At 42.1% G+C, this 26,779-nt stretch carries 29 protein-coding genes and 1 pseudogene; 2 read left to right on the forward strand and 28 right to left on the reverse strand.

Annotation, left to right across the window (positions count from 1 at the left end):
- Positions 1-26 precede the first annotated feature (26 nt).
- The 19 genes from F6K38_RS07360 to F6K38_RS07450 form a co-directional block, all read right to left on the reverse strand.
- Positions 27-674, reverse strand: a complete 648-nt coding sequence (locus F6K38_RS07360; RefSeq protein ID WP_287293838.1) for an acyltransferase — start codon at positions 672-674, stop codon at positions 27-29.
- A gap of 31 nt (positions 675-705) precedes the next feature.
- Positions 706-1,818 (reverse strand): glycosyltransferase family 10 domain-containing protein, encoded by a 1,113-nt coding sequence (locus F6K38_RS07365; protein WP_287293836.1) that lies wholly within the window; start codon positions 1,816-1,818, stop codon positions 706-708.
- Entirely contained in the window at positions 1,815-3,065 is a 1,251-nt protein-coding gene (locus F6K38_RS07370; protein ID WP_287293835.1) for a glycosyltransferase, read from the reverse strand. Before F6K38_RS07370 ends, F6K38_RS07365 begins: the two co-directional genes overlap by 4 nt.
- Before the next feature lie 44 nt (positions 3,066-3,109).
- The gene (locus F6K38_RS07375; RefSeq protein WP_287256332.1) at positions 3,110-4,051 is read right to left on the reverse strand and encodes a glycosyltransferase; all 942 of its coding nucleotides are present in this window, start codon (positions 4,049-4,051) and stop codon (positions 3,110-3,112) included.
- Positions 4,052-4,136: 85 nt separating this feature from the next.
- Positions 4,137-5,330, reverse strand: a complete 1,194-nt coding sequence (locus F6K38_RS07380) for a glycosyltransferase (protein WP_287293833.1) — start codon at positions 5,328-5,330, stop codon at positions 4,137-4,139.
- Positions 5,331-5,459: 129 nt separating this feature from the next.
- Positions 5,460-6,431 carry a glycosyltransferase family 2 protein gene (locus tag F6K38_RS07385; protein WP_287356385.1) on the reverse strand — a complete coding sequence of 324 codons (972 nt, stop codon included), beginning with the start codon at positions 6,429-6,431 and terminating at the stop codon, positions 5,460-5,462.
- Between the two features lie 205 nt (positions 6,432-6,636).
- On the reverse strand, positions 6,637-7,371 hold the full coding sequence (locus F6K38_RS07390; RefSeq protein ID WP_287356387.1) for an FkbM family methyltransferase: 735 nt from the start codon (positions 7,369-7,371) through the stop codon (positions 6,637-6,639).
- Between the two features lie 84 nt (positions 7,372-7,455).
- Positions 7,456-8,361, reverse strand: a complete 906-nt coding sequence (locus F6K38_RS07395; RefSeq protein WP_287293828.1) for an alpha-1,2-fucosyltransferase — start codon at positions 8,359-8,361, stop codon at positions 7,456-7,458.
- A 195-nt stretch (positions 8,362-8,556) separates the two neighbouring features.
- A complete protein-coding gene (locus tag F6K38_RS07400; RefSeq protein WP_287293826.1) occupies positions 8,557-9,312 on the reverse strand; it encodes a class I SAM-dependent methyltransferase in 756 nt (251 codons plus the stop codon).
- A gap of 24 nt (positions 9,313-9,336) precedes the next feature.
- Positions 9,337-9,747 (reverse strand): hypothetical protein, encoded by a 411-nt coding sequence (locus tag F6K38_RS07405; RefSeq protein WP_287293824.1) that lies wholly within the window; start codon positions 9,745-9,747, stop codon positions 9,337-9,339.
- Between the two features lie 126 nt (positions 9,748-9,873).
- Complete coding sequence (locus F6K38_RS44100) at positions 9,874-10,062, reverse strand: IS66 family transposase (protein ID WP_502709569.1); 189 nt, start codon at positions 10,060-10,062, stop codon at positions 9,874-9,876.
- 43 nt (positions 10,063-10,105) lie between these two features.
- Entirely contained in the window at positions 10,106-10,384 is a 279-nt protein-coding gene (locus tag F6K38_RS07415; protein ID WP_287293823.1) for an IS66 family transposase, read from the reverse strand.
- Between the two features lie 17 nt (positions 10,385-10,401).
- Positions 10,402-10,584: a transposase gene (locus F6K38_RS07420; protein ID WP_287356389.1), complete on the reverse strand. Its 183-nt coding sequence runs from the start codon at positions 10,582-10,584 to the stop codon at positions 10,402-10,404.
- Positions 10,559-11,164 (reverse strand): DUF6444 domain-containing protein, encoded by a 606-nt coding sequence (locus F6K38_RS07425; RefSeq protein ID WP_287293822.1) that lies wholly within the window; start codon positions 11,162-11,164, stop codon positions 10,559-10,561. The genes F6K38_RS07420 and F6K38_RS07425 overlap by 26 nt, the downstream gene beginning before the upstream one ends.
- Positions 11,165-11,180: 16 nt before the next feature.
- Entirely contained in the window at positions 11,181-11,600 is a 420-nt protein-coding gene (locus F6K38_RS07430) for an O-methyltransferase (RefSeq protein ID WP_287293821.1), read from the reverse strand.
- A gap of 157 nt (positions 11,601-11,757) precedes the next feature.
- Positions 11,758-12,837, reverse strand: coding sequence for an NAD-dependent epimerase/dehydratase family protein (locus F6K38_RS07435; RefSeq protein ID WP_287293820.1), 1,080 nt, complete (start codon positions 12,835-12,837; stop codon positions 11,758-11,760).
- 16 nt (positions 12,838-12,853) lie between these two features.
- Positions 12,854-13,060, reverse strand: a complete 207-nt coding sequence (locus F6K38_RS07440) for a hypothetical protein (protein WP_287254182.1) — start codon at positions 13,058-13,060, stop codon at positions 12,854-12,856.
- Positions 13,057-14,031 carry a phytanoyl-CoA dioxygenase family protein gene (locus F6K38_RS07445; RefSeq protein WP_009149825.1) on the reverse strand — a complete coding sequence of 325 codons (975 nt, stop codon included), beginning with the start codon at positions 14,029-14,031 and terminating at the stop codon, positions 13,057-13,059. The genes F6K38_RS07440 and F6K38_RS07445 overlap by 4 nt, the downstream gene beginning before the upstream one ends.
- Positions 14,032-14,550: 519 nt before the next feature.
- Positions 14,551-16,386, reverse strand: a complete 1,836-nt coding sequence (locus F6K38_RS07450) for an ABC transporter ATP-binding protein (protein WP_287293819.1) — start codon at positions 16,384-16,386, stop codon at positions 14,551-14,553.
- 128 nt (positions 16,387-16,514) lie between these two features.
- Between F6K38_RS07450 and F6K38_RS07455 the strand changes: the two genes are divergently transcribed.
- Positions 16,515-16,796, forward strand: a complete 282-nt coding sequence (locus F6K38_RS07455) for a hypothetical protein (protein WP_287254177.1) — start codon at positions 16,515-16,517, stop codon at positions 16,794-16,796.
- 120 nt (positions 16,797-16,916) lie between these two features.
- Here the strand turns inward: F6K38_RS07455 and F6K38_RS07460 are convergent, their stop codons facing one another.
- From F6K38_RS07460 to F6K38_RS07480, 5 genes are all read right to left on the reverse strand, one after another.
- Positions 16,917-17,987 (reverse strand): NAD-dependent epimerase/dehydratase family protein, encoded by a 1,071-nt coding sequence (locus F6K38_RS07460; protein WP_009149822.1) that lies wholly within the window; start codon positions 17,985-17,987, stop codon positions 16,917-16,919.
- Positions 17,988-18,070: 83 nt separating this feature from the next.
- Entirely contained in the window at positions 18,071-18,214 is a 144-nt protein-coding gene (locus tag F6K38_RS07465) for a hypothetical protein (protein WP_287253564.1), read from the reverse strand.
- A 418-nt stretch (positions 18,215-18,632) separates the two neighbouring features.
- A complete protein-coding gene (locus F6K38_RS07470; RefSeq protein ID WP_009149821.1) occupies positions 18,633-19,790 on the reverse strand; it encodes a nucleotidyltransferase domain-containing protein in 1,158 nt (385 codons plus the stop codon).
- A 282-nt stretch (positions 19,791-20,072) separates the two neighbouring features.
- Complete coding sequence (locus tag F6K38_RS07475; RefSeq protein WP_287253566.1) at positions 20,073-21,968, reverse strand: ABC transporter ATP-binding protein; 1,896 nt, start codon at positions 21,966-21,968, stop codon at positions 20,073-20,075.
- Between the two features lie 217 nt (positions 21,969-22,185).
- Positions 22,186-23,043 carry a hypothetical protein gene (locus F6K38_RS07480; protein WP_009149819.1) on the reverse strand — a complete coding sequence of 286 codons (858 nt, stop codon included), beginning with the start codon at positions 23,041-23,043 and terminating at the stop codon, positions 22,186-22,188.
- A gap of 424 nt (positions 23,044-23,467) precedes the next feature.
- Between F6K38_RS07480 and F6K38_RS44105 the strand changes: the two are divergent.
- Positions 23,468-23,820: pseudogene (locus F6K38_RS44105) on the forward strand (hypothetical protein); the annotation flags it as partial.
- A 106-nt stretch (positions 23,821-23,926) separates the two neighbouring features.
- On the opposite strand, the gene F6K38_RS07495 reads toward F6K38_RS44105, so the two are convergent.
- The 4 genes from F6K38_RS07495 to F6K38_RS07510 form a co-directional block, all read right to left on the reverse strand.
- On the reverse strand, positions 23,927-24,085 hold the full coding sequence (locus F6K38_RS07495) for a lasso peptide (protein ID WP_009149818.1): 159 nt from the start codon (positions 24,083-24,085) through the stop codon (positions 23,927-23,929).
- A 75-nt stretch (positions 24,086-24,160) separates the two neighbouring features.
- Positions 24,161-26,188 (reverse strand): lasso peptide isopeptide bond-forming cyclase, encoded by a 2,028-nt coding sequence (locus F6K38_RS07500; protein WP_287356391.1) that lies wholly within the window; start codon positions 26,186-26,188, stop codon positions 24,161-24,163.
- 2 nt (positions 26,189-26,190) lie between these two features.
- Positions 26,191-26,628, reverse strand: a complete 438-nt coding sequence (locus F6K38_RS07505) for a lasso peptide biosynthesis B2 protein (protein WP_287356393.1) — start codon at positions 26,626-26,628, stop codon at positions 26,191-26,193.
- A partial coding sequence (locus tag F6K38_RS07510) for a PqqD family protein (protein WP_287356394.1) occupies positions 26,597-26,779 on the reverse strand: 183 nt, incomplete at its 5' end. The genes F6K38_RS07510 and F6K38_RS07505, both read right to left, overlap by 32 nt.

Here is a 26,779-nt window from a genome sequence, read left to right on the forward strand (position 1 = left end):
CAATTATATAAAATCTTTAAAATTTATTAAATTTCTTTGTCAAGATATCGGGATCGATCCCAGATAATATTACTTTTTAATATTTGTGCAGGAATACCTGCTGCAATTGAATTATTATCTACATTTTTAGTAACAATTGAACCTGCACCTATAACTGTTCCAGAGCCAATATTAGCTCCTTTAAGAATCATAGACTTTGCACCAATCCAGACATGATCCCCAATCAAAATATTGGCAGCAGGGTTAATCCTCGACTTAGTCTCAAGATCAAAAATACCATGAGAATCACTACATCTAATATCAACATCATAGGAAAACATACAGTCTTTTCCGATCATGACATCTTTGCCTTCAGCTACTGCAATACCAACTTTTTCTAGACTGCTATACTCACCAATATCTAATAAGCTTTTGGAATTTTCCATCCAAAGAATAGATCCATTTCCTATAAATACACTTCTACCTATATTAAGTTTAAGATTGTCACCTTTAAGATGTATCTTAACTTCTTGTAAATAGGCTCCTCTATCAATGCATATTGTGTTTTGATTACCTTCCACATGAATTTTGCAGGATTTTAATATCGCTTGAGACCTGTAAATACTGTTATCTTTACCTTTTAAATTTATAGAGTTACCAGAACTACGAATTTGAGCATAAATTGTTCGTAACAATTCAGAGTTACGTAGCTGTTACTTCAAGTCTTTAATATGCATTTTTGGTAATAAATTTTTCCAGTAAATTCATAGCACTGGTGATAAAATTTTCTGAATAGAAAGGCTGAGACAACTCTGTTATAATAAATTCCTGTCCAGCTTCCCGCATTTTTAACCATTCTTGCTCAGAGCAACTAATAAGATACTTTAGTAACTCCTTATAGTTGGAAAAATTCCTGGCATCTACAAAAGTATTAGGAGTTACATAATCCGTAATGCGTTCATCACCTAGATAAACAGGAACTGCTCCTGCAAACATTGGGTCAAAAATTTTCTCGCTGATATACCCTCGGTTTCCTCTAAAATTCTCGAAGCTGAGAACAAATCGGTATTTTTCGCATAGCTGTACCTTAGAAAGTTTCGGCAAACCTCGCCAGCACGAGTATTTTGGTTGAGAATATAGAGGACACCAAGAAATTTGTTCGCCATTCCACCCACGTCCATAAATATCGAGGAATTCTGGTGCAACTTGTTCAGCTATTTGAGCTATATTTCTCCGGTGCGAATAGAGTTCGCCATTTAAAATTTCTATAAACATTGAAGGTGAACAATGCCAGCCCGATAGAAACTTACCCAAACCGGGAATTCCAGCTAATCCAACCTGTCGCATTCCCCAAAACCCTTCGACACGATTACTATTTATTAGTAAAAGACCTTTGCGTTCTGCATAAGATAAATTAGTTGTTGGCAAAGTTGGTTCATTGGGAAGTTGGTAGTGAAAATAACCTGGTTGATTAGCAATAACATCAGGATGTTCATAACTGAGAACAGCATCAAAGTTTTGGATGTTCTTTCGTGCAAAAGCATGAATATCTAAAATGGGACTCTCTAGAATTTGCAGAATGATAGGAACATCTGGTCTTAATTGAGTCCGAATGTGTTCAAATTCCCTGTAGGATGGCGGTAGATCTAAAAACCAGAAAATGTCAGCCTGCTCAAGGGGTGCTTGATCCCACGTATCTAATTGAAATCCAGCTTTAGCTGCTACTTGCTTCCACTTGGTAAATGCTTCTTGATATACAGAATTAAAAGAAGTTCCCTGGGTAAATAATCTGTTACCGCACCAGTCTTGAAAAGAAGGGCGGATAAGTACCAGTTTCACTTTTTAACAAGCTCCTGATAAAGATTGATATAACTGTTAGCCATTAAATCAGCCGTAAATTTTTGCTCCACTCTCTCACGAGCTGCTTTTCCAAAATGTGATCGTTCTTGGGAATGTTTTACCATCCAATGGAGTCCCTGATAGAGTGATTGAGCTGAACCAACTTCATCAGCTAACCAACCTGTTTCTCCATGAATAACCACATCGGGAATTCCCCCTGTGCGAAATGCTAATACAGGTGTGCCACAAGCCATAGATTCAAGAGCCGTTAAGCCAAAAGATTCGATTTGACTGGGCATAACAAATATATCAGCTGCTGAGTAGGCAAGACTCTGAAGGTGAGGAGAAGATAAACGTCCTAGATTTAGGGTAGTAATTTGATTATTTAAAGCTGGAATTTGACCCGATCCGAATAGAATTAAAGTGATAGAGTAATGTTTTGCCAACTCATCAATTGCTTCTAGTAAAACGGATAAATTTTTATTTTTATCAGATAAATCAGCACAAGCAAAGGCGATCGCAAAATCATTGGGGTTTACTCGTAAAGCAGCTTTGGCAATGGATGGATCAATAGGTTGATAATCATTGGTATCAATTCCTAGGTGGATGGTGCGGATAGAACGAGCATATTTACCAAGGGCAGACTTTTGAGCTTGTTGTGTTGTCCAAGTGCTGTTACCGACAAAATGCAGATTGATATGCTGATAAAGTTTGGCTTTAAGTTCAAAGTTTTTCCATGCTCGATCACGTTTCCCAGATTTTTTCAGACTAGGACAGTTACAACAATGATTGGTAAATTGATCGCAATCTAGGGCATGATGACAGCCTCCAGTCAGAGGATTCATATCGTGGAGTGACCACACAACAGGAAGTTCAGATGGAAGACTGCTAAAAAAGCTAGGTTTATCGATCCAACGAGATATCCAATGTAAGTTAACAATTTCTGGTGGTTTACCAAAGTCTTTGAGTTGAGTTTTGTAAGTCCATTGGGGACTTGTGAACATACTCCTATTGTTAGCGGAGCGATTCCATTGTCTGCTGATGGCTACTGAGTCTAAGTTGCGCCAAGGTAGTGAGGAATAACGGTGATCAGCTATGCTATGAGGAAGGGATGTAGAGCCTTTGCGAAAAATGAGTTGGCTAGATATGCTTTTTTTCAGCAGGGCTTTGTGCAATCTTTGAGCTGCTACTCCTGAGCCTCCTGAAAGTTCTGTTGTGAGATGAACAATACTGGGTTTTAAATCCACAATTAAATTACGTCAGGTTATTTCTTTATCTACAAGTTAATGGATTAAGCCTTCATAGCTATTGGAATAGGTTCACACAAGTACTGCTCAATACGTTTTAATTCCACTGGTGTAGCTTTCATCCAGGAATATTGATTGAATAAAGTACAGTAAGTTAATAACACTCCTATCCAAACGTTGAGACACCATGCTTGTCTACCACGCAGATTCAACAGTAATACCCAGACATACATGGCATAGCGTTCTGGGAGGCTAGCTGCTGGTGGTAGACTAAACCAAGTGAAGAGCAGTTGACCGCGAAAAGCTAGGGGGGCAGGGCTGTAAAGCGTTTGTGCATCCCAGGAGCCGTGTTCACGGTGGAATACTACACTGTCTGGTTCAAAGATTGATCGCCATCCTTTTCTCCAAGCGCGAAAGCAGAGATCGAGATCTTCGCAGTAGGCAGGGTGAAATAACTTATTGAAACCACCCAGCTCTAAAAACTTCCAGCGATCAACTGCTGAAAACCCCCCTGAGGCAAAAAAGGTATGGCATTGTTCCTGTCGCTGAGGATCATAATTCCATTGATACCAGCCGTGTCGATGGGTTAATCGTGAGGGGCCACACGTGTAAACTTTTCCCTCCCAATCCAATGATGTCGCTGAAACCGCAAAAACGTCATCGTGTTCGAAGTGTTGCACGAGCGGGGACAGAAAATTCGGGGATAGTCGCAGATCGTTGTTGAGTAAAACGACTATTTCTTCTTCTAATTGAGGTAACAACCAGTTGTACGAAAACAAGTAGTCATTGGTAGGGGCTGAGATTGTCTCAATTGAGGGAAAGTGCGATCGCACCCATTCCACATCTCCTTTTGTACTACAGTTATCCAAAACAATCGCTCGACACAGACCAGAATAGTTGATGATCGCTTCTTCAACGGTGGGCAACAGGTGTTCCAGGTGATGAATTCCGTTGTAGTTCAGGATAGCAAGGCAAGCAGATTTCATAAGCGAATGCCCATGGCAATGGGGTTATAGATGGACTTTGGATAAGCACTGACGAATAAATTCGTCAGGATTGCCGTAGAAAAGGTCAATCTGCCTTTCTTTTGGCCAGCATAGCAAGATCCTTTGGGGGAATAGGTGCAACGAGTTTCTCAATTTCAGTGACAAAAATTGTTTGCAGGCGATTGGGATTAAACAGGTTCTGATGCAGGTTCTTGGCCTGCTCGATCATCTTACTCTGCAGTTGAGTATCGGAAGCCAGTCTAAGACAGGCATTCACCACTCCCTTTGCGTCAGGTTGTGCCACCACAATTGCACCGCCTTGCTCACGGGCAACTCGGACAGGCGTACAGTACTCAGGTCCCCACAGGATGATCGGTTTGCTGAAGGCAACGTAATCTAAGAACTTTGTCGTGAAACTGGTGCGCATGAACAACTCGTACTTCTCCTCAAAGCTCATAACAACAAGAAGTGCATCTGCTCCAGCCAAGACTTCTGCGGCTTCGGGGGGTGTCTTGAAACCCAGATAAATCCCTTTCTCCTTGGCGTGATCAAGGATTTTTTGGTCCCAATCTGCATTCGGTCCTACGATAATTAGCTCTAGTTCAGCTGACCCCTCAAACTCCTCAATCAGTGAACAGATCATTCTGCCATAGAATTTTTCTACAGAGCCGACATAGACTAACCGAAACTTTCCAGTTGAAGGTGGATAGCTCTGAGCTGGAATTGTGTGCTGCCCTGGCATAGGGTAAATCACATGGCAATTGGGATGTGACCCTAAAATCTCCTGCATTCCGTCACTAGTACAGAATGCCAGATCGCAGGCAGCATAAAGCGATCTGAAGCGCTCGCTGAGGAGATTACGGGATCGAGCATTGCCATAGTAACCATCCATGATAGGAAACCAATCCAGGAACAAACCCACTAGCGGTAAACCATGCTTCTCAGCTGCACGTCGAGCTATTAACCCCAAAGAGTTATCTGCTAGGAACAGGATGACATTGGGTTGAAATTGAGAGATCGCTTTATCTAAACAGCGATTCGGAAGTAAGGGCCAAATGAGATTTTCAAAATCAGTAATCCATCGACTAAAGTAAGGACCAAGCCTGGTTTTGCGTAAACGGTGTAACCAATAAGGTAACTGTAGGAAGATGTGAGGCTGCGGTTCTAATGCATATTCCCCATTAGTTGCAACTAAAACCTCAAAAGGCTCTCGCTCAACTAGATGGCGATACATAACAACCCTTACACCACAATGATTTTCAGGTGGTGCAATTGACACAAAAAGGACTTTGAGTTGCATAAATTTTGAGACGATGTCTGTTGACGCTCGGTCAGGTTTAGCATAGAGTCAACTTGCAATAGCCAACCATAAAACTAGTTATGTAATCTAGCGAAGCAAGAGATGACTTTAGGAGGCGAAAAGTTTCTTGAGTTTGCTTCTTAAGCCAATTCTTGATTGAAGTCCGTTATAAAAACTTTTATTTATCAATACTAAATTAGTTAACCATCTGGGAATAAGATTGGCAAACTGTAGTGGAAAGTAATCAGAGGCATTTCCAAAGTTTTTGCCATATTTGGCTAAGCGAGACGCTTCTTCTCGATTTCCTGCATAAAAGTTGCCTCGACTTGCGATCAAATAGGCAGAATGGAGAAATGAGCGCCGTAACTGCTCATTTTGAAATGTAATTGGATGTCTCTCAATAATTTTTTCACGCACTATATGCATATTGTGATTGTGAGAACGCGAAACAGATCTACTACGTTCCTGCTTATGTAAAATAATTCTTTCTGTATGGCGAGAAGGAAAACCGCGTTCAAGTACCTTCAGCATAAAATCAAAATCTGCATGGGTGCTTTTTAATTCAAGATCGTACCCGCCCAATTGCTCGAAGACAGATTTACGAAAGATTGCAAGCCCAGGGAAAACATAAGTTTTTACAAACTCTTCAGGTGTTTTGTATTGGCCAGTAACTATCTCTTCACGGACAATAATACCCTGATTGTTCTCCCAAAATAGTCGTACTGATCCAGAGATCCACATGACAGAATCATCCTCGAATAAATTCTGGATTAAAGCAAAAGCATCTGGATCATAATAGTCATCTGCATCGAGGAAGAGCATAATGCCATCTTGGACATTTTCCATGATGATATCACGTGGTACATAAGGACCAGTGTTCTTCTCAAGTTTTATCTTCTTTAATCGGGGATCATGAATATTTTCAAAAATTTGAGTAGTTTCTTCATCTGCACCACCATCCAGAACTAAAAAGCCAGTCCAATCGGAGTAGGTTTGGTTTTTTATACTTTCCCATCCTCGTTGCAATAGCTTTCCTTCTCGATAAGCAGTGATTCCGACAACAAGTTGTGTATTGTACATAGTAATAATTTACGAGCAGGTAAAAAGCTTAGTTTGCTAATTGAAATATCTACATTTTTAAGACACTTAAGTAACTGGACAGAATTAATTGTACATTTTTTATTTTTATGTAGTAGAGCTATCAAGGGATCACATGCATATTTATATACAAATAATTTTGTCTACCTACTTAGAGAGATTTTTTCATCATATTCTAATAATATTTCTACAACCTCATAGCTACAAAGTTAGTTGTTCTAAACTGCTCAAGAATTTCTCTATAGGAGTTAATTGGATATAGATAGCCTGATGGTGTTATTCTAAAAATTTTCATATCATATTTATCAAAAAAATAATAATAATTCTGGAAAAAAGTTTTTGTATCGATATTGCATCCTCCGAATTCAAAAACAATCATAGTAATTCTACTATTACTTAATAAATTACTTGCACCTTCTATAACATCAATTTCATGGCCTTCAACGTCCAGCTTTAACAAATCAATTTTCTCTATTTTGTTATCAGCACAATAGTTATCTAGTGTGCTAACACTTACAACTTCCGATTGGTTAAAATTCATGTTAAAGTGCTCCAGGTTTCGCTTTGTGAATGAGGCTCCTCCAGAACCAGGGTTATCATAATACAGATTCAATTGCTCTGAACTCTTTCCAAGCGCTATATTATTAAAATAAATAGAATTACTAAGATCACTCTTTTTGAGAAGTTGTTTAAAGGTATACTTGCCTGGCTCAAAACAATGAATTTTATATTTCTTATTTTTAAGTGTTTTAACTGAAAGCTCTAAATACTGACCTTTGTTGGCCCCAACATCAAAAATGCAATATGGCTCTTCAAAATTTTTAATAATAAATTCTATACAGCTTCTCTCCCCACTATTAGAGGTATTACCACCTGTACCAATTCCCATCAGGCTTTGAAGAAAATAAGTAGTTTTTTCCAATGCTGATTGTGACTTCCTATTAGCAGAAGCTTTAATTAGGAAGTCGTACAAAATTTTATACATATTTTTTTATATAGTTTGTAGTTAAATTCGAGTACCTATAGGAAAGTCAACAAATGAAAATTTGCCAATATCGAATTCAATATTTTTGGAACGTAAAACACCAAGTTTTGCTCCTCCAATAAATGCAGCCCACTCTGAAAAAGTACTAGGAGGTCCAATAATATAATCGCATAAAGCTAAGATATGCATATCTATAACTGCACTTTCTTTTGCAAATGTATAGCTAATCCCCTCAATATTATCCCACTCTAAAGCCTCATTAGAGCAAACTATAAAATGGATTTTTTGAGGATAAAATAATCTCTTGAGATGCTTTAAAATTTCTCTCCAGTGTTGATCATCAAATACTAAATGTGGAGCCACATCCCGGTAGTCTTCTCGTCTAACATGTACTCCAATTAAATAATCTACTCTGTCTCTTAATTGTTCTACTCGCCTCTTGGCTCTCATTTGAATAGCTGTAACTGGCTGAAAAAAATCAATTAAAAACTTTGAATGTTTTTTTACTAAATTATTTGATCTGATCCACCATCCATCGCAAACTATGAATTTTGAGTTAGTCAATCGCTCTACTAGCTCTTGATTTTCTTCTAAATCTAGACTCACTTCATCCATCAAAGAATCTAAATAAATTTGCTCAAACCAATTGAAAGCACCAAAAATTTTCTGAGCCCTGCCTCCAACTGTTATATGCCGACTTAATTTAAAGCTATTTGTTCTTATTGTATTGGCAAAGGGAACATCTATTGGAAACTTTGGCCAAGATAAGATTGGTCTATTGTTGCTTGAAGAGAAAAAATCCGAATACTCATCGAAGCCAAAATCTATGAAATAATAACCATATTCTCGTGCAAAAGCTAGTAGGTGGGCAGATAAGATTAATCTATTTCCCAGCCTTCCATATTTTCCAGCTTGTATAATAAGCATAACCAACTATGAAATCTATCCTTCAGGTTTCTGCAGCCAAAAGCAACCACATCCATAGCTCAATCCTTGCGCTTGAGATACTTCAGTATCTTCCCAAAATTTGCCTTCATCATCTACCAAGGAGAAATTAGCTAAAGACCAGGGCTGTTTCATTCTAAATTGCAATATTTTATGCATTTACGAGGATACGTCTTTTCAGCCTTCGATAATTCCGGTTAGTGATGGCTGAAAGACTGTAAACTCGTTACCTAGATCCAGAATGAAATAACCCTGAGCTAAAGACCAATTAGTAAAGTGATTCATTAGAAGACCGGCGTCATATATGCGATGAGCGTTGAATTGTACTCTTGCCCTCCCTACCGGTACAACCATTAAGAGGTTACCTCCAGGAGCTACAACACGCTGTAATTCCTTAATTGCTTTACAGTCACCTATGGGATCTAAAGGATCGCCATAACGGCCAAGGCCGATGTGTTCGATCACATGCATGCATGAAATTGACGAAATTGATTCCGATGGGAAGGGTAAGTCTGTGAGGTTTGCCTTCCGGCATTGTAGCCCTGATAATTTAAGTTCAGCAGGTCGATAGTCATAGAATTCAACAGGAACAAAAGCAGAAACCAAAGTAACAAAGCTTAAACTTGATGAGATGTCAACATGCTTTGTTGGGTTAATTTGCTTTAGTATCCGTGCTGCCCAGGCTGGATGGAAGGTATAATGCGGTTCAAAAGCTGTTGTTGTTGTATTCTCGTTTAGGATTGGATAACGCTCTTTCCATTTGATGGCCAGATCAATCTCTTTATATCCTACCATTCGTTGGAATTCATCGAACTGTTGCACAAAATGCCTATAAGTGATCGCAGAGATAACAGGTTGATAGCTCCAACGTAAAGTCTTCAATATGGGCCTTGCAAACAATTTGATTGGGCTTTTCATTTTTAATTGGGTCACTTTTGATATATTTACTTATAAAAATTACCTGAACAAATGTCTCAACTTGTCTTGCCACCTGCTTTTTGATTGATGGATGTGAAAGCGAAGATTAAACTTCCCCAGCCAATCTTCGTCGAGGATCATCTTGAGTTCAGAAGGCACTGAAATGATCACATCATCCTGTATTGTAGTGATATAGGTAGGAGCGAGTTGTTTGATCTGGTGAAAAATGTCATCGATTCGAGGCCAATGAGATGATTGGTGAGGAGGAGGAGGAGGTCCTAAGAAACATCTTGCATCATCAATCATTATAACCGATCCAGAAATGGCTAATGCTGGCTTAAGCTCTAATAATAATGGGCATTCATTGCTCTCCCCACCGGTTCCTGGTCCACTATAGTGACCATCTAACCAGAAGAAAGCTGGTGAATTTAACTGTGTAACCGTAAGCATTCAGGTGTAGGGATTGACAAAGTCACCCCACTCACTTCAAAAGCGGAATCAGAGACAATTCGTGAGAACGCTGCCTGACTGCTAAGGACACAGCCTGACTCAGGAACTTTATGGTATTACGCCCGCTTAGCACGACTTGACTGAATCACACGTCAATATTGTTGCTGAACGCTCAAACCCATTCCAGGAGCGAGACCCCCCTGCGACTTTACGCTTAGTCACTGCCAAACGCAAAGAGCGTTCTGCCCGATTATTATCGGGTGGGACTTGTGGGTAGTCTAGGAAATACCACCATTGCTCGGACTTGTGCCTCAGCGATGCAGCGCGGTCTTGGGGGTTCCCCCCATGAGCGACTGCATCAAGACAAGACTTGAGCAACAACCCCGCAGCGATTTGCAGCTTTTGAACTCCAGCTCTCAATTGCCTCAGTTACTCGCCCCTTGAAAGACTCAGCCCAAGAAGCATAAACTGATGCCTCACCAGTCTCACGCCACTGACGGTGTTGGGCAAAAGCTTCATCAATCAACTCAATAAAGGCTTGACCCAAGCGAAGTTGGTGAGGCTGTTTCAGACGAGCGACTTGCTGAAAATGTCGTCGTAGATGAGCCAGACACTTTTGTGATCGCTGCAACTTCATAACCGTTGTAGACGCGCTTATTCGTCGGAACTGAGGACTCCTGCAAAACAAGACCTACGTAGATATTCAAGTTCGGCTCTTGAACGAGTGTCCCCGGCATGGAACAAACTATATCCGTATCCTGAAAGCACCCACATCCATTCTTTCACCCCATTGACCAACCATGGAGACTCGTCAACGTGGACATGAGGTTGATTCACGGGCCCACTCTTTTAATTCACTCACTTGTGGAGTAACGGCAGAGGCGACCCGCCGGGTGGTGGCATCTTTAGTTCCTAAACTTACCTCGATGTTCCCAAACTCTTGCAACCATTCCTGTTGCTTTTGATAAGACAAATGACCGTAGTGTCCCAACTTTCGCCAGCATTGCCTGCAAGGAACGCGCTCCTTGTCTTGTCCTGCAATGACATTCTCGGGTAACTCTCCCCCAACCACAGTCCCACAGTGATCACATATCCTTGCCTGATGCTGGTACTCTACAATTTCGATCGGATGCTCTACCAGTTGAGCCACCACATAGCTTCGGGTTGAGCAATCCCTACTTTCCCAATGATTTCCCTGACAGTTAGGACTTCTTTGAGGTTCGACTACTACATATCGGTCAACCCGCCCAAATCCTTTTCGGGTTTTCCCTTTGTGTCCTGGTTGTCCTCCTGGTTTTCGTTTCTCGGAATCTGATTCCTTCGACGGTTTTTTCTCTGACCTTCTGATTAAATCACTTGATGGGGGTTTTGATGAAGTCTGGCTGTCTTTGTTCAACAGACTTTTGAGGCGTTCCACCTCCCCAATCAGTTGTTCAATTCCCTAGTTGGCAGTTGCAGCACCAGCTCCACCAGAACTGATTGGGGCAGCAGTTCCAGAGCTTCAAAGCTATTTGGGATAGCTGGTGGTTTGATTTCCATGGTTCTACACTACTACTCATCCTTCCCTTTTTGTCAACCCCATCACCTGAATGCTTACGTGTAACCAATCTAGGCAAAATTTTCGCACTATCTCCAACTAGATAGTTGACTATGTGGGAGTTACCCATATTTGCAGCGGCTGTTTCGGATATCTGTTTGTCAATTTCAATCGTAAATACGTGATCGAAATGTTTTGCTGCCCATGCCGCTGTATGACCATAAAATGTTCCTGTTTCTATAAATGTATCCAACTTTGCAACAGAATTTAACTTGAGCACAAGCTCTTCGGGTACACCCATTCTTACAATTCCCATTGTATTACTCCATCTTCTTAAATTTAAGGACTGGTGCAAGCAACTCTGGACGCTTTTCCCGCCAGAGTGGTGAATCACTTAAGTCTCCCTTTATTTGAAAGCGAATATAAGGAGCATAAGTTTAAATTATTAAAATAATGACTCAGTTGACATTGGACTATCCTGAAGCAGACACTCTACACCAGCTCTCGTTTGCTTCTGCAAATTTGGCTATTTCTTGTAACACTTGATTAATTTCTGTATGTGGAGTCCATTCCCACACCTGTTTTGCCTTCGCGGCATCCAGCACCATCCAAGCAATGTCAAAAGGTCGTTCTATATCGGTTTGAAGTACCTTATTAGCCCCAAAGCGATCTTCACACCAATCACTTAATTGCCGCAGTGACATACTATTGCTCACCCCACCACTTAAATTCACAGTTCGGGGTTTATTCGTCACTAATGGCTCACTAAATTGCTGCTCTAACAAAGGGACTAAATCTTGAGGATGCAAACAATCCCTTACCTGATAGCCATTACCGCCAAAACCAATATATTTGAGCGCTCGCTTTTCGCGGAAACTATGAATCCAAAAAGCAAAAATCCCCTGTCCTGGATGACCGAATTGTCCAGCACCAGCCATTACTCCACAGCGGTTAATCCACACCGGAAAATTAAAAGTTAACCCATATTCCAGTGCCAGTGTTTCTGATGCTAGCTTAGTTGAACCATACAGCGAGACCGGCGGAGCCGTTGAAAATGCTTCACTAATCCCCTGCTCACTCAATCCCACTGGCCAACTAGAAGAGCTATCTACACAAGGTCGAAAAGCCCGGTCATGCACCTCTACCTTTAATTGTGCCAATGGTGGAATCGAATATACCCGGCTGGTTGAGAGCAGTATGAAACCTGCATTCCAACGTTTGCACGCCTCCAGCAAGTTAATCGTACCACCCAAGTTATGGTCAATCAGTTGACGACTACTCGATTGACCATCAACCCCTGCCAATACACTGGGGTTCGCCGCACAATCAATCACCCAGTCAAACGGACCATTAGCTTCCAGGTCGCTGGCATTACGAATATCACCATGAACCACCTTCACCCCTTGTTTAGTCAAAATTTCACGGTTTAGCCAAGAGCCTGACCGAGATAGGTTGTCAATACCCGTAATGGCTAAATCTGCTTTATGGTCAAGTAACGCTTTAGTCAGGGTACTACCCACAAAGCCACAAATTCCTGTAATAAAAAGTTTCATAAAATCCCTTAAACCGTTAAGCTGCCACCTGACTACTCTGCAACTTCCAATAGCGCGCATAGCGCTCACCTTGATGCAGAAGCGACTTATGGGTACCATGCTCTACAAGCTGTCCCCGCTCTAGCACTAAAATCTGATCAGCCTCAGCAATGGTCGAAAGTCGGTGTGCCACCACAATCACTGTTCGTTCCTTCTGGAACTGTTCCAATGCCTGCTGAATCAACTCTTTCTGCTGTTTGAACTTGGCAATTTAGGATGCCATAGTTTACGTTTTAAACTCACTTGCCATTCTCCAGTTAGCAGCCCTTTGGCTAGGTTCCTAGTGATTGCCTTAAGCGTCAGGAGCAAAAGCTGCTTATATAACTTCATTAGCTCTGGCATAGCCATAGTTGCGATTGAACTATTTGGAAAGACTGGATAGTTTCGCTGAATCCCAAATCCTAAGTAGTTGAAAAGGTCTGGACTAGGGTTATCGATAAACCCAGCATTGACCAGATTTTGCTCTCCATGGCCAAGATATTCATCTTTAATTTGCTCGACCTGGAACTGAAAAATATTTCGAACATGATGTCTGTCTTTAAACGGGCGTGCTCGATGAATACCATGCAAATCAAAGATGATGAGGTCGCCCTTCTTTATTTCAAAGGTTCTGATATCCTGCTGATAGTGCGTCTGAACCCAGCGATCGCTGATATAAATCTCATCGTCATACTTTGATGACCAAAGGTGGGAACCCTCAATATACTGAAACGGGCTTAAATTTGGCTCGGAAAGATATATAATAAATACCAGACCTTGCATCTGGTGCTTACCCAAAAACTGACTACCGTACAGCAGATTATTGTCTGTGTGCCAGGGCATATGAAACCCTCGACGGGTCTGACAGAACCTGTGATTTATCAGCTGATATCCTACTTTTAAATAGGCATTACAAACATCTAAAACCTGTTGAGACGTAATCAAATCGTAGGCTCGCTTCGACTTTGCCAGGCAATGGCTCAAAAACTTCTGATTTCCTGAACAAACCACACCTAGGTCATTTTTATTGATCAGAATCTCATCAAAGTCGATTTCTTCTAAGAGCCGGTCAGCCTCTATCTTATCTAATGCACTTTCTGCGAAGTAATAGCCCTTTTCCCTAATAGAGCTGACAATTTCAGCAGTGGAAGTAATATTGAGAGTGTTCCAAGACATAACAATACACCAGAAATGTTGAATCTATTTCACGTCTGTACCTACATTTAGATACCTGACTGGGTGATAAGCAACCTGGTGAACTTGGTAGGGTGTGGGAGAACGGGTGATTATAAAAATGATTAGAAAAATACAGGAGCTGAGGCGTTGCTTAATAATGGAATGATTTTAATAGTTTTTAGGTGCGCTTTCCGTTAGCGAATTAAATTCTTAATGGGTCAAGGGCACCGGATATTTTCGGGCGGGCAGGATGCCCCTTACAAGGGTAGGTTTTTTACAAAGGGGCGAGTACGTACTTTTATTGTCTTGATGATTTTTAACGACAATAATGGTACATTTTCTTATACCCCACACCCCACACCTGAGGTGAAAGTTAAAAACCTACCCTGATGAGCGACTCCCGATTCCCGATTCCCGATTCCCGACCCAAATGTAAAAAACCTACCCCTGTGAGCCACTCCCCACTCCCTGATCAATTTTAGGGTCAAGAATGAAACAGCCCTGCCTCAAGCTACTGTTTTAAGCTGCCACCTGGCTACTCTGCAACTGCCAATAGCGTGCATAGCGCTCACCTTGATGCAAAAGCGAGTTATGGGTACCGTGCTCTACAAGCTGTCCCCGCTCTAGCACTAGAATTTGATCAGCCTCAGCAATGGTCGAAAGTCGGTGTGCCACCACAATCACTGTTCGTTCCTTCTGGAACTGTTCCAATGCCTGCTGAATCAACTTCTCTGATTCACTATCTAAGGCACTGGTGGCTTCATCCAAGATTAAAATCTCTGGCTGCTTAATTAATGCCCGTGCCAGAGCCAATCGTTGCCGCTGTCCACCGGAGAGTTTATAGCCCCGCTCACCCACCACCGTTTCGTACCGATCAGGCAACGCTAAAATAAACTTGTGGGCTTGGGCTGCTTTCGCTGCTTCCACCACCTCATCCAAGCTTGCTGAGGGACGACCGTAACGCAAATTTTCTAAAATACTGTCATTAAAAATAAACGTATCTTGACTGACCACCCCGATCTGTTGCCGCCAGTCTTCCAAGCAATAGTCTGCTAGAGGACGACCATTGACTAGAATATGTCCTGCCGTCGGTTGATACAGTCCGATGAACAAATCTATAATCGAAGACTTACCTGCCCCCGACTCCCCGACTAAGGCAGTTACTTGATGTCGGGGCAGAGTAAAGGTGAGATTGTTCAAGGCAAGGTTATCATCGTTAGTATAAGAAAGGCTTACAGACTTAAACTCAATATCTTCCCTTAGCCGTGTAAACGGCTCAGTGCCCGAGTGCTCAAATACCTTATCCCGCTGGTCTAAAATTGTCTCTAACCGTACCATCCGGGCGCTGTTATCCACAAAAGCTGTAATTGTGTTTGAAGTTGCTCTCAAGCGCCCCGATAACCTTTGCAAGGCCAGCAAAAAGGTCAACAACAGGGGTAGGATTGTCGCCTTACCCCCTTCAAATAGTACTGCGGAAGCCGCCAAAATTCCCAGGGCTACCATGGGCAAAGTCTCTAAAATTGGCTCCGGCAGGTAAAAGACCAATGCCCGCTTTTTTAGTTGTTTCTCGATTTTACCTAATATCTGATTTGCCCCCGTTAGTGTCTGTGGCTGGGTACCAAAGGTATGCAACAACCTCAATGCCTGGATGCTCTGAGTAATATACTTAGCCGACTCCACCTGGCTTGCGGTCACCCGCTTTACCACTCGTCGTAATCGGGGAATCAGCTTGTACTGCACATAAGCCACCGCCAGGATCAGCACCGTTGCCGCCCCTGCCAAGATTGGGGATAGACCCACGATAATAACCAGGTACACCAAGGAGAATGACACACTCACCACCAGATTGTTGAATTGTGTGATATTTTGATCGACTGCGAAAGCCGCATCATTGGTAAAAAGTACTAGGTCACCGACCTTATAGCGGCTGACACAGCCATAGCTAAAGGTCATAATCCGTTCAAACACTTTGCCCGTCACATAGGGCTGTGCTTTGGCCGATAGGTAAGCTGTGGATACCTTATTGAGATAGTTACTCAGACTTAAGCCGATTTGCAGCACCACTGCCCCAAAGATTAATATTAAAAACATTTGCTCTGGTGGCAAAGGCAGAATCTTAGCAAGGATTTGAGCTATTGTGGGATTAGTTGGTGTATCTGTTCCAGGGTCATCAGTCCCGGTTAGATAACCCACGGCCAGATAAATAACACCTAGGGTGCTGCCCTCTAGGACAGCACTGACGAGATTAGTAATCAGGTTCATCCCAATCAGCCACCAGTTTCTCCGGGCTGTCTCCCCGACCAGAACATAGGCTGGCGATCGGAAATTAGGAATAAGTTTTTTGAGTTTTGTCACAATTACTATTAATTAGTCAGCAAATATATAGCGTTTTAAAATCAGATGTGAAACTAGAATTGATGGGAGCAGCGGATCTGGGAAAGAGAGGGGGCGTTGCTTAATAATGGAATGATTTTAAGAGTTTTGTGGAATGGGCATCTTGCCCGTTATCAAGATTTTCCGGGCGTGGAACGGGCATCAGGCGTGGCACAGGCATCAGGCGTGGAACGGGCATCAGGCGTGGAACGGGCATCAGGCGTGGCACAGGCATCAGGCGTGGAACGGGCATCAGGCGTGGAACGGGCATCTTGCCCGTTTCATTTCCCAGGCAGCAACCTAACACTGGCGACCGAGAAAATGAGGGCTCGCCCAAGGGTTGTGCGTTACGGGGCGGACTATCCCAACGCTGGCTACGAGGTGAAAAATAAGGGCAAGTCCGCCCCTAACGCACCCTACGCACTCTTTCCCCTCTAGCATGCATGCCTCTTGCCTTTTGCCTTTTGCCCCAAGAAGTGTGTTTACAACCCAGATACAAACACTATATATACTCAAACGGTTACGGCTGATTTAGCCAAACGAGCTTGCCAAGATTCCACAATTTGCTGAATTGTTTCTTCCAAGGACACGGAAATATCCCAACTGGGGTAATGCTCGCGCATCTTACTCAAATCGGAGTAATAGCAAATATGATCGCCAATTCGATTCTCTTGTAGATAGGTATAGTGCATCGCTTTACCACTATACTTCTCTGCCAGCTTAAACGCTTCTAGAATTGAACAGCTATTGCCTTTTCCGCCACCGATGTTATAAACTTCAGCAATTCGAGGTGCTTCGATAAAAGCGTGAATAAACCGCGACACATCCAGAGAGTGGATATTATCCCGTACTTGCTTACCCTTATAGCCAAAAATCTTGTATTCCCGACCTTCGAGATTACACTTGACCAGATAACTGAGGAAACCGTGGAGTTCCACACCGGAATGATTTGGTCCGGTCAGACAACCACCCCGTAAACAAGCTGTGGGCAGATTAAAGTAGCGACCATATTCCTGCACTATCACATCAGCAGCAACTTTCGATGCCCCAAACAAAGAGTGCTTTGATTGATCGATGCTAAAGCTTTCAGGAATGCCGTTGGTGTAAACCCGGTCCTCATAATCCCAACGGGTGTCTAGTTCCTTAAGCTTAATGGTATTGGGGCGATCGCCATACACTTTATTGGTAGACATGTGTACAAAGGGCGACTCTGGACAAGATTGCCTCGCAGCCTCTAGCAAGTTCAAAGTCCCCACTGCGTTGGTATCAAAGTCAGCGAAAGGAATTGCTGCGGCGCGGTCGTGGGAAGGCTGGGCTGCTGTATGTACAATCGCGTCTGGCTTGAGCTGCGCCATTAGGTCTAAAATACCTTTGCGATCGCGTATATCGAATTCATGATGAACAAAGTCTTGAATTGTCTCTTGCAACCGCTGCTGATTCCAGCGTGTATCCCCTTGGGAACCGAAGAAAACAGCCCGTTGATTATTATCAATACCGTGAATTTGCCAACCTTGCTGAGCAAAATAACCACAAACTTCAGACCCAATCAATCCTGAGGAGCCTGTTACCAGTAATTTTTTCATAGAAAAGCTTAATTTTTTAGGTAAATAATTTAGAGTGAAAATCGAGTGTTTATCATAGTAATGAGGTACACATAATTTTTTCCCTATTCCCGACTCCCGACTCCCGACTCCCGACTCCCGACTCCCGACTCCCGACTCCCGACTCCCGACTCCCGACTCCCGACTCCCGACTCCCTAAAACCATAGACACAACATCTCCCCATTACTCCCTTTCCTGGCGTTGACATAAAAACCTTAGAAAAGTAGTATGGGGAGAGACTGAGATCAACAGGACCATCGAAGCCCACTCCTAAACGTAAGGATCTAGATAGTAATAACTAGCTAGTATTTAATTTGAGTTTAGTAGTTTAGTTAATTAAGGTGTAGGTAGCCCCGATTTAAATGTTGATAGTTTTTTATAAACCAATTCGGAAAATAAGCCCTTAGTTAGGTTCCACTTAGTTATTCTTACTAATCGATAGCTTTCAGGAAAATTATGTTAATTGGTAGAAAACGTTTAATCCTTAATTTACGTTTAGTGAATAATTATGGGCTGATCTAGCGTTTCTTATAGCTATGAGGTACACAGGATTTTTTACCTCTTGCCTCTTGCCTCTTGCCTCTTGCCTATTATCTGCTCCCTGCTCCCTGCCTTACTAAGGGGGGTTAGGGGGGATTCCTGCTCCCTTTGTCAAAGTGTTTATTTAGCATAACAAGTACGGAATACCCAAACTTTTGCCTAAATCTTGCTAGTATTATATGAGAAAGGAGTTGTTGATTACTATGGCTTAGCAATAAGGGAGACTCTAACAACATCAATCCCCGCAATAGCATCCCTAATTTTCCCCGGGAACTATAAACATCCTCCTCTGACAAAATATGTCGCCCCACTAGTTTTGCATAAACTCGCACCACCAAGTCCGACTTAATCTTCTGCCAAATGAATGGGGGTAGGGGAGTTGCTAACAAGTCATGAGTTAGACATAGTCCAAACAAAAGTAGTCGTTTTCCTCCCCAAGCAGTGGCACGGGCTAAAACCTTTTCCCAATCTAGATTAGGATAGGCGCGGATCACCTCAGCAATATCACAAACTTTCGATAATTCTTTTTGATGATGATGGGCATCTTTTGCTACCTGAACACACAACACCACTAGCAAGTCTTCCCATGCCAGATGCTCTACGGTCTGGTCCATCAGTTGGATCGGCTGTTTGTCCTGCCACAGGGCCTTAAAATCAAGGCGAAACGGAAAATAGGGTTGAGTCAGATTACGATGTACATCAAGGTTAACTAGAGTCCCCTCATGGACATAATTTTGCGACCAGGAAAAGCTGAAGCTACCCAAATGATACCCTAAAGTTCTCAAAACCTCTTTAATTGATTCAAAATCCTGTTCGCTAACTAGTAAATCTAAATCAACAAACTCCCGCAAAGCTAAATCACCATAGGCTGCTGCTGCTAAAGTAGGCCCTTTATAGGGAATAGCGGCAATACCGCGAGCTTCTAGTTGGGGTAATAGCTTAACCAGGGTTCTAGTAAGAGACAAATTATATAAGGTAATTGAGCGTACCTTAGCTTGCATATATTGCCATAAATCAGAGGGAATTTGAGTGCATTCTAGGTAACTAAGATTTCTAACTAATAAAGGCAGTACTTTCTGCTGCTGTGCCATCCCAACAATCCATAGCCAATCTAAATCCTGCTGGACTAATAGTTGGATCTGATCAACTAGGTCAGGGTCTAATTTAGTACGGGCACAGCACAATAACAGTTTAGCTTCTGGACGGACTAATTGAGGAGCAATACCCAAGCCTGATTTTAGCAATTTTTGTATTTATATTAAATTCAAATTTTTTCAATACCGGTCACTTTGTAGGGTGGGCAAAAACCGTTTGATTGTTTTGAGTATTAATGATTATATTACTTTGCCCACCCTACTTTAATTCGTCTTTGTAGGGTGGGCAAAAACCGTTTGATTGTTTTGAGTATTAATGATTATATTACTTTGCCCACCCTACTTTAATTCTTTACTATTGCCTATTGCCTATTGCCTATTGCCTATTGCCTTAAAGGGATAAGCAATGTCGCTCACTCGTCCTGAGAACTGCTATAACTCAGGGAACTGGAGAAGTTTTTTAGCCTTCAATCGGAGTATTTGTGTAAAACTGAGATGCATGCCCTGGTCTGTTTCCCGTTCGCTACTATACATTTGTGCTTGCCAAGACTCGGCATAAAGCCCTCCCTGAGTGACTAATTCATCGTGACTACCGGACTCGACAATTTTTCCGTCTCGCATCACGTAAATTAAGTCAGCCCGCATCGCCAAAGTAAAGCGATGGGTGATTACAATAGCAGTTTGTCCTTGGGCCAAGATACGAAAACGATTTAACCAGTCCATTTCTGCCCAAGGGTCCATGGCGCTGGTTGGTTCATCTAGGATAATAATCGGAGCTTGTCTAAAAAAAGCTCTTGCTAGTGCTAACCTTTGCCACTCACCACCACTAAGATCCACACCTCCTGGGAAAGATGTTCCTAGCAAGGAATTGTACTCTTGGGGAAGTCGTAAAATTCGCTCGTGAATCCCGGCGGCTTGGGCTGCTGTTTCAACCGCTGGTAAGTTTGCTGATTCTGCTAAATTACCAAAGGTGATATTCTCAGCAGGGGTAGCCACATGACGCAGGGGAAATTGAAACAGTACTGTAATTGCCTTGCGCAGATCTGCTACCGAAAAGTTTTTCAGGTCAACACCATCTAGCTCTACACTGCCGGATTCCGGGTCATAAAAGCGACACAGTAGTTTAGTCAAAGTGGTTTTACCGGCACCGTTATCCCCGACAATCGCCACAATTTTACCTGCGGGAATTGTCAAGTTGAAATTTTCTAGCACCAGGTGTTGACTACCGGGATACTTAAAACTTACCTGTCGAAAGCGAATTCCCTGCTGCAAGGATGAGGGAATAGTTTTAGGCTGAGGCGGATCAACAACCTTAGGCTCTAGATTAAGAAATGCGAAAAGATTGCTAACAAATAGGCTGTTTTTATATATTTCTCCTATATTACCTAGCAAGGATTTCATTAATTCTTGTCCTCGGTTAAAAGCTTGATAAAATAGGGCAACATCTCCCATGGTAATTAATCCTAGGAGCATTTGCTGTCCAATCCAAACTATAGCTCCACTTAACACCAGTAAGGTAATTAAGTTAGCACCAAAGCGTCCTAAACTTCGCTGTTTAATCAGTTGCAGATGTTCTAGGCGCAATCGTTGACGCAAGGTTTGATAAGCAGTGCGAAAATGGGTTCCCAGTCCAAACACACGCACTTCCGCCGCCGCCGCACTATGGGTAAGCACAATCTCATAATACTCCAGCCAACGCCGGTCTAGGGTGGTTTTCTGCCACCATTGATGATGGTGGCGATTGAGACGTAGCACAACGTAAAAACCCGGTAGAGTACCAATTACTATGGCTATCGGTAGCAAGATACCATAGGGTAAAAGAATGGCAATTACCGAAATCAAGGTGATGCTGCTTTGTAGTAAAATCCCCAGGTTTTCCATTAAAGCCAAAGAACGACCTCCAGCCCCACTCCTAGCTCGATTTAGGTAGTCGTGGTATTCTGAGGACTCGTAGCAGGCTAAATCAATGGCTAAGGACTGCTGATGTACTAAATCACTGATGTAATCTTGAACTATTTCTGCTTGGGCGGTGCGCACCCACTCGCTAATCCCTTTGAGGATTTCAGTGAGTAATAATACTCCCCCGAATAAAGCAATAGGTAACATTACCAAGCGAATAGTCTCCGGTTGTAATCCAGCCCCTACAACTGCGACTAGTCTATCCACTAGCGATCGCGTTAAATACAATGTCGCAACAGGTAAACATCCTTGTAATACCAATAAAATCAGCCAAGCAATTGTCCAATGGTGAGCAGATTGCCAAATTAGACTCAGGGTTTTTGGTAAATAGGAAGCTAGTTGAACAGTACTACGTAAATTTGAAATCAAAACTGATTAATTTTTAATTTTTAATTTTTAATTTTGAAAGACTGTTGATCAAGTAAATCTGCTGACAGCGATTAGTGATTGACTATTGGTGGGTTACGGCGGACAGCTATCTTAAAAGGTGAGTTTTATACTATTCGCCGCCTAACCCACCCTACGACTAATTACTGACGGCTGACCGCTGACGGCACCTCAAGCAGCGTGCGCGTAGCGCATATGCTTACAGATGGTTTTCTACCAATGCCAAACTCTTTGGTAATTCCTCTAAACCAGGACGACGCACGAGATAGAAAAACGTAACTTCCTTAAACAAAGCCGCGCACTGCTGCACATGGGCTTTAACAATTTCAGGAGCATTTAAGATTTGGGTTTCCCTGGTGTGACGCACCAAAGCAGCAAACGCCATTTGAGGGTTTACCGGTTTGATACTATGCTCAGAACCATAGGCCAAAATATAAATACGTTTTAAAGGTAAGGGTGTGCTTTGGAAACCCTCCTCAAACCTATAGCGAAGCTTATCAGCACCCACAAAAATAGGAGACAATTGTTCCGGCTTATGTCCTAAAGCATCTACCGTTGGTTGCCACAGTTTGAATTGAGGATAGGCTGGTAACACCATCGGCTGTTGAGCGGTGGTATTCACTGCCATTACATCATCGGTTAAAACCGGATAGTTTTGGCAATGGAAAGCATCTGCCAGGGTTGATTTACCTGCACCAGAGTTTCCCATGAAAGCAATCCCTTTACCATTGATATTCACACAACTAGCATGAAGTACCAATAATCCCCTTTGTCGCAGTACTGCTGCCATAGCAGACCCTACAATTGTCGGGCGTACTACTGAGGGGTCTTGGTCTGTTAAGGGATACACTGTAATTTCTCGACCCTGACAAATCAAGAATTTGCCCACTCCCTCTATGTAGCCAAGGACGCGCTCTTTCTCGTTAATAGTTTCGTGAGATAAGTCTTTTATATCGCCAAAACGGATCATAAGATCTGGCTGTCCTTGGGATGGTAATAATTCCGGTAACCTAATCTCAGAATGGATGCATAAACCAAAGGCACTATAACTGTACATTATTATTTATTGTTTTAATTAACTAATTATGAATCTGAGGTATAGTCATTTTTTTTACCTACTTCCTAGTATGGTGGGCAAACGTTGGCCCACCATAATCAATAAGACAGAGAATAAATTATCTGTCTTAAACTGTGTTATATCTATGAGCATTAAAGATTGATTGACTTCAATTACTTTGGGTGCATCTCAGTTTTGCCAAAATATCAAAATCATGATATTATTGGAAGTCAACTATTTTTAATAATTACTAAAATTTATGAACTTGAGTCCGGAATAAAAGCAAGAGCTAAAAGAACATTTAAAAGCTGTCGCTCAACTTTTAGATCGCCACACACCCCCAGGAAATAAGCAAAGATTTGAGGATATAGAAACAACCTTAAGAGACTATATCCAAGAAGAAGTTTCCCCCATGAGCGACTGCATCAAGACAGGAGAAAAGTTACTCTGGTCAGGAAAAGTGGCAGAGACTTTAGAGTTATTTAGCGGTGCGACCCCGCGCTTTCTCAAAGCGCTAGGGAACGCGCACCGTGGGGCTTAAAAAAGAAAGTAGCACAAAATTTTTGCAACTATAGAGAAACTCATAAAAATCGAATAATTAACTATGAATACTATCAGATATAGCGAATTATTTCACTAGGTTCAGGAGCAATTGAATCGGGCATTAAGCAAATAGGAATGCGATTTCAAATATCAGGATCACAATGGAATATTAAAAATGTTAATAAGATTCTTTTTTTACGCTGTGCTTACTTAAATGGAATGCTTTATCAATGATGTTTTTACAAAGATGATATGCACCCATTACTTTTTCCTTGTCATCTTAGAGATGACAAGGAAAAAGTTGATCAAACTCTACAAATGAATAATTAATTCAGGTGAGTTAGGGTTGTGTGAAGTCACTGGAACCAGTACTGTTGGTAGTAATAGTTCCCGATGTTAAGATGATAAAGTCTTGATCAGCTGTGACACCTTGAGATAGAGTGATCTCTTCCACGTTACCGTGAATAATGAGATCGGGTTGAGTGTAAGTTTTAGTCATTGACTAATCTCCTGTAGATAATAGAACATTTGGATTTGGTAAATACAACCTGACCCTGTGACCCGTAAATCACTCTCAAACTGTCTTCTGATTTTTAGACAGTTTATTGAGTGCTAGGGTCAAGCTTGCACCCAGCCAAATAGTCATTTTTTCCTGAGACGTTAGATTCTTAGCTGAGATTAATTTTTGATAGGTCTTTTGCACAGTGTTGGTGTTTACATAGTTATTAATGGACTCAAGGGGTGTTCCCATAATCCCTTCCAGTTGGGCGCGATTAAATTCCAGTAAACCATGAACAAAATTGTCACTGAGATCCCCTTTTCCTCCTCTCCACTGTATCACCTCTGGAAGGCTTCCCCTCAAAGCACGGCGCATAACCATTCTACTCCATCCCTGACGCAATTTTTGCTCGGAAGGAAGTGCTAAACAAAACTCAATTAACCGCTTATCCATAAAGGGATGACGGGCTTCTATACCAGCAGCAGCAGCGCAGCGATCAATTTGTTCCAATACTAAGGTGAATACTCCCGCATTTAAAGCCTGGAATTGGTTTTTCCTAACGGTTAATGGGGTATATGGTGGGGTAGACCAATGTTTTAATCGTTCTTGTAAACCAATGCGTTCAGCAAACTCTTGGTTAATTAAAGGTGTCGATTTATTACCAGAAACCTGGAAAGGTTGATATCGCCTTACCCACTTTTTGATCAAATCTGGCACTATTGGTCGCAAACCATGCTGAACTAATAGTTGTTTGCGAGACAGCCCGATGTGGCGATGAATTTGCTGGATGGCTTCGATAAATTCTAACCAACCAAACTGTTTAGCCAATTTACGTAGAGTAGGAATGCCGTGAATTTCTACTAAAGTACTAGCTGAAGTACCAAAGTTATGGGCCAATGTTTTGGTTTCCTGGGCAAAAACTGCCCATTTTCCTTGAGAGGCTAATTCGGTGAGTCGATAAATGCCGTGGGAAACTATATTATCACCATCATGTCCATCTAAAAGAATACGAACCCCTTGTTTTTTAGCAATTTGAGTCAATCGCCACGGAAAATAATAATTGGGGCCAGGAAACGCCTCATCCTCATACTCAAAAATCTGATCAATGTCTGAGAGAGGTCCTATTTGGTCGCCAGCAATAAAATGGGGTATAAACTCCCCTTGATTTAATACTGCCTCAATAAAGGATCGTTCATCGCATTGTTTGAGGGTATCAAAAACACAGGAAAAGGTATGTAATGGCGGCTTTTTTGTCTCAGCTAATAAATCCCGTGCGACACAAGTAATCGACGAGGAATCTAAACCACCACTTAACTGAGAACCAATGGGAAAAGCACTACGTAAACGACAGCGCACCGCCTCGGTAAAGATTTCCCGAAAGGCATCTGCATAGGCTTGATCGGATTCTAAATGCAGTTCTTTGCTTGGATCTAATGACCAATAAGACCAAGTTCGCAGTTCAGTTTGATTAATAATCAAACTATGGGCTGGAGGTAAGCGGAAAACATTTTCATAAGTAGTAATAACCTTGTCCTCTAGCATTAACATAATAAAGTCAGCAATCCGGACTTCGTTAATGCGTTGAGGAATCTGAGGTAGGCAAAATAAAGCCTTCATCTCAGAAGCAAACAAAAAAGCTTTCTCTGCTTGATAATAATAGTAAAAAGGCTTAACACCAAGATGATCTCTGGCACAAAAAAGCTGTTGCTGAGACTGATCCCAAATGGCAAAAGCAAAATCCCCCAACAGGTATTGGGGACAGTCCTTTCCCCATCGGTGGTAGGCGGCTAAAATTAAATCGCTGTCGGTAATTTTTTCCGGCTCTTGCTCTGCTAATTCCAAGGTAGTAATTAGCTCATCCCGATTATCAATGCGAGCATCAGCGGTTAAAATACAATTACGCTCAGAATCCACTAGGGGTTGGACTTCTAGCAAAGACTCCGGTGTTGTCCACAACATCCGATGACCAAATCCCACCTCCCCCTCACACCAAACATTAGCTCCGTCAGTTCCCCGATGGGCTAAGGTATCTAACATCTGGGTGAGATCGGTTTGCTTTACTGCACAACCATCAAGATCAAAAATTCCAACAATACCACTCATGGTTAATGCTTTCCTAAGGATGGTAGGGTTTTGAAACGAGTTAAATCCGGCAATTGACCAATGACAACTAATCCCTGATTTTCCACCCAAGCGTGAGCTTCTAGCTGTCCTGATTCTCCCTTAGCAACCCCAATACGTAATTGAGGAACATAGCCATACTGAACCATTAATGTATAGCTTGTTAAAGCCCTTGCTAAACACTTGACTTTCCCTGGCATATAACGGCTAGTTATGTTTACAGCCCACAGGATGTGATTAAGTTTAACCAGATTGGCTGTGTGAGTAAAACGATAGTGACTTATCTGTTCTAAGCGCTGGTGTAAGGTTTGAAAGGATAAAAACTTCAACCCTACCCGAACTAACAGTAACATGATAAATGTTTTTACCAAGAGCAGATAAAGTCTAGGGCTAAGGTTGAGCAATTTCCACAGATGCTTCATCAATGACCTCGATTAGTCCTTTAGTGTGCATTTTTTCCAGCAGAGAGACGATATCTGGGTCACAAACTTCAGGAGTAACCCCGTATTCTTCTACAATTGCAGCACTAATATCAGCGAATTTTTGGGGCTTTTGGATTAATTGCCAAATCCT

The organism is Moorena sp. SIO3B2 (genome assembly GCF_010692525.1).
In the GTDB taxonomy this organism is placed as follows: Bacteria; Cyanobacteriota; Cyanobacteriia; order Cyanobacteriales; family Coleofasciculaceae; genus Moorena; species Moorena producens.

Excerpts from the sequence above, each read along its gene's own strand:
- F6K38_RS07375 (WP_287256332.1), bottom strand. The coding sequence starts at position 4,051 with ATGAAATCTGCTTGCCTTGCTATCCTGAACTACAACGGAATTCATCAC.
- F6K38_RS07385 (WP_287356385.1), bottom strand. The coding sequence starts at position 6,431 with ATGTACAATACACAACTTGTTGTCGGAATCACTGCTTATCGAGAAGGA.
- F6K38_RS07395 (WP_287293828.1), bottom strand. The coding sequence starts at position 8,361 with ATGCTTATTATACAAGCTGGAAAATATGGAAGGCTGGGAAATAGATTA.
- F6K38_RS07405 (WP_287293824.1), bottom strand. The coding sequence starts at position 9,747 with ATGCTTACGGTTACACAGTTAAATTCACCAGCTTTCTTCTGGTTAGAT.
- F6K38_RS07415 (WP_287293823.1), bottom strand. The coding sequence starts at position 10,384 with ATGAAGTTGCAGCGATCACAAAAGTGTCTGGCTCATCTACGACGACAT.
- F6K38_RS07430 (WP_287293821.1), bottom strand. The coding sequence starts at position 11,600 with ATGGGAATTGTAAGAATGGGTGTACCCGAAGAGCTTGTGCTCAAGTTA.
- F6K38_RS07435 (WP_287293820.1), bottom strand. The coding sequence starts at position 12,837 with ATGAAACTTTTTATTACAGGAATTTGTGGCTTTGTGGGTAGTACCCTG.
- F6K38_RS07445 (WP_009149825.1), bottom strand. The coding sequence starts at position 14,031 with ATGTCTTGGAACACTCTCAATATTACTTCCACTGCTGAAATTGTCAGC.
- F6K38_RS07460 (WP_009149822.1), bottom strand. The coding sequence starts at position 17,987 with ATGAAAAAATTACTGGTAACAGGCTCCTCAGGATTGATTGGGTCTGAA.
- F6K38_RS07465 (WP_287253564.1), bottom strand. The coding sequence starts at position 18,214 with ATGTCAACGCCAGGAAAGGGAGTAATGGGGAGATGTTGTGTCTATGGT.
- F6K38_RS07480 (WP_009149819.1), bottom strand. The coding sequence starts at position 23,043 with ATGTACAGTTATAGTGCCTTTGGTTTATGCATCCATTCTGAGATTAGG.
- F6K38_RS07495 (WP_009149818.1), bottom strand. The coding sequence starts at position 24,085 with ATGACTAAAACTTACACTCAACCCGATCTCATTATTCACGGTAACGTG.
- F6K38_RS07500 (WP_287356391.1), bottom strand. The coding sequence starts at position 26,188 with ATGAGTGGTATTGTTGGAATTTTTGATCTTGATGGTTGTGCAGTAAAG.
- F6K38_RS07505 (WP_287356393.1), bottom strand. The coding sequence starts at position 26,628 with ATGAAGCATCTGTGGAAATTGCTCAACCTTAGCCCTAGACTTTATCTG.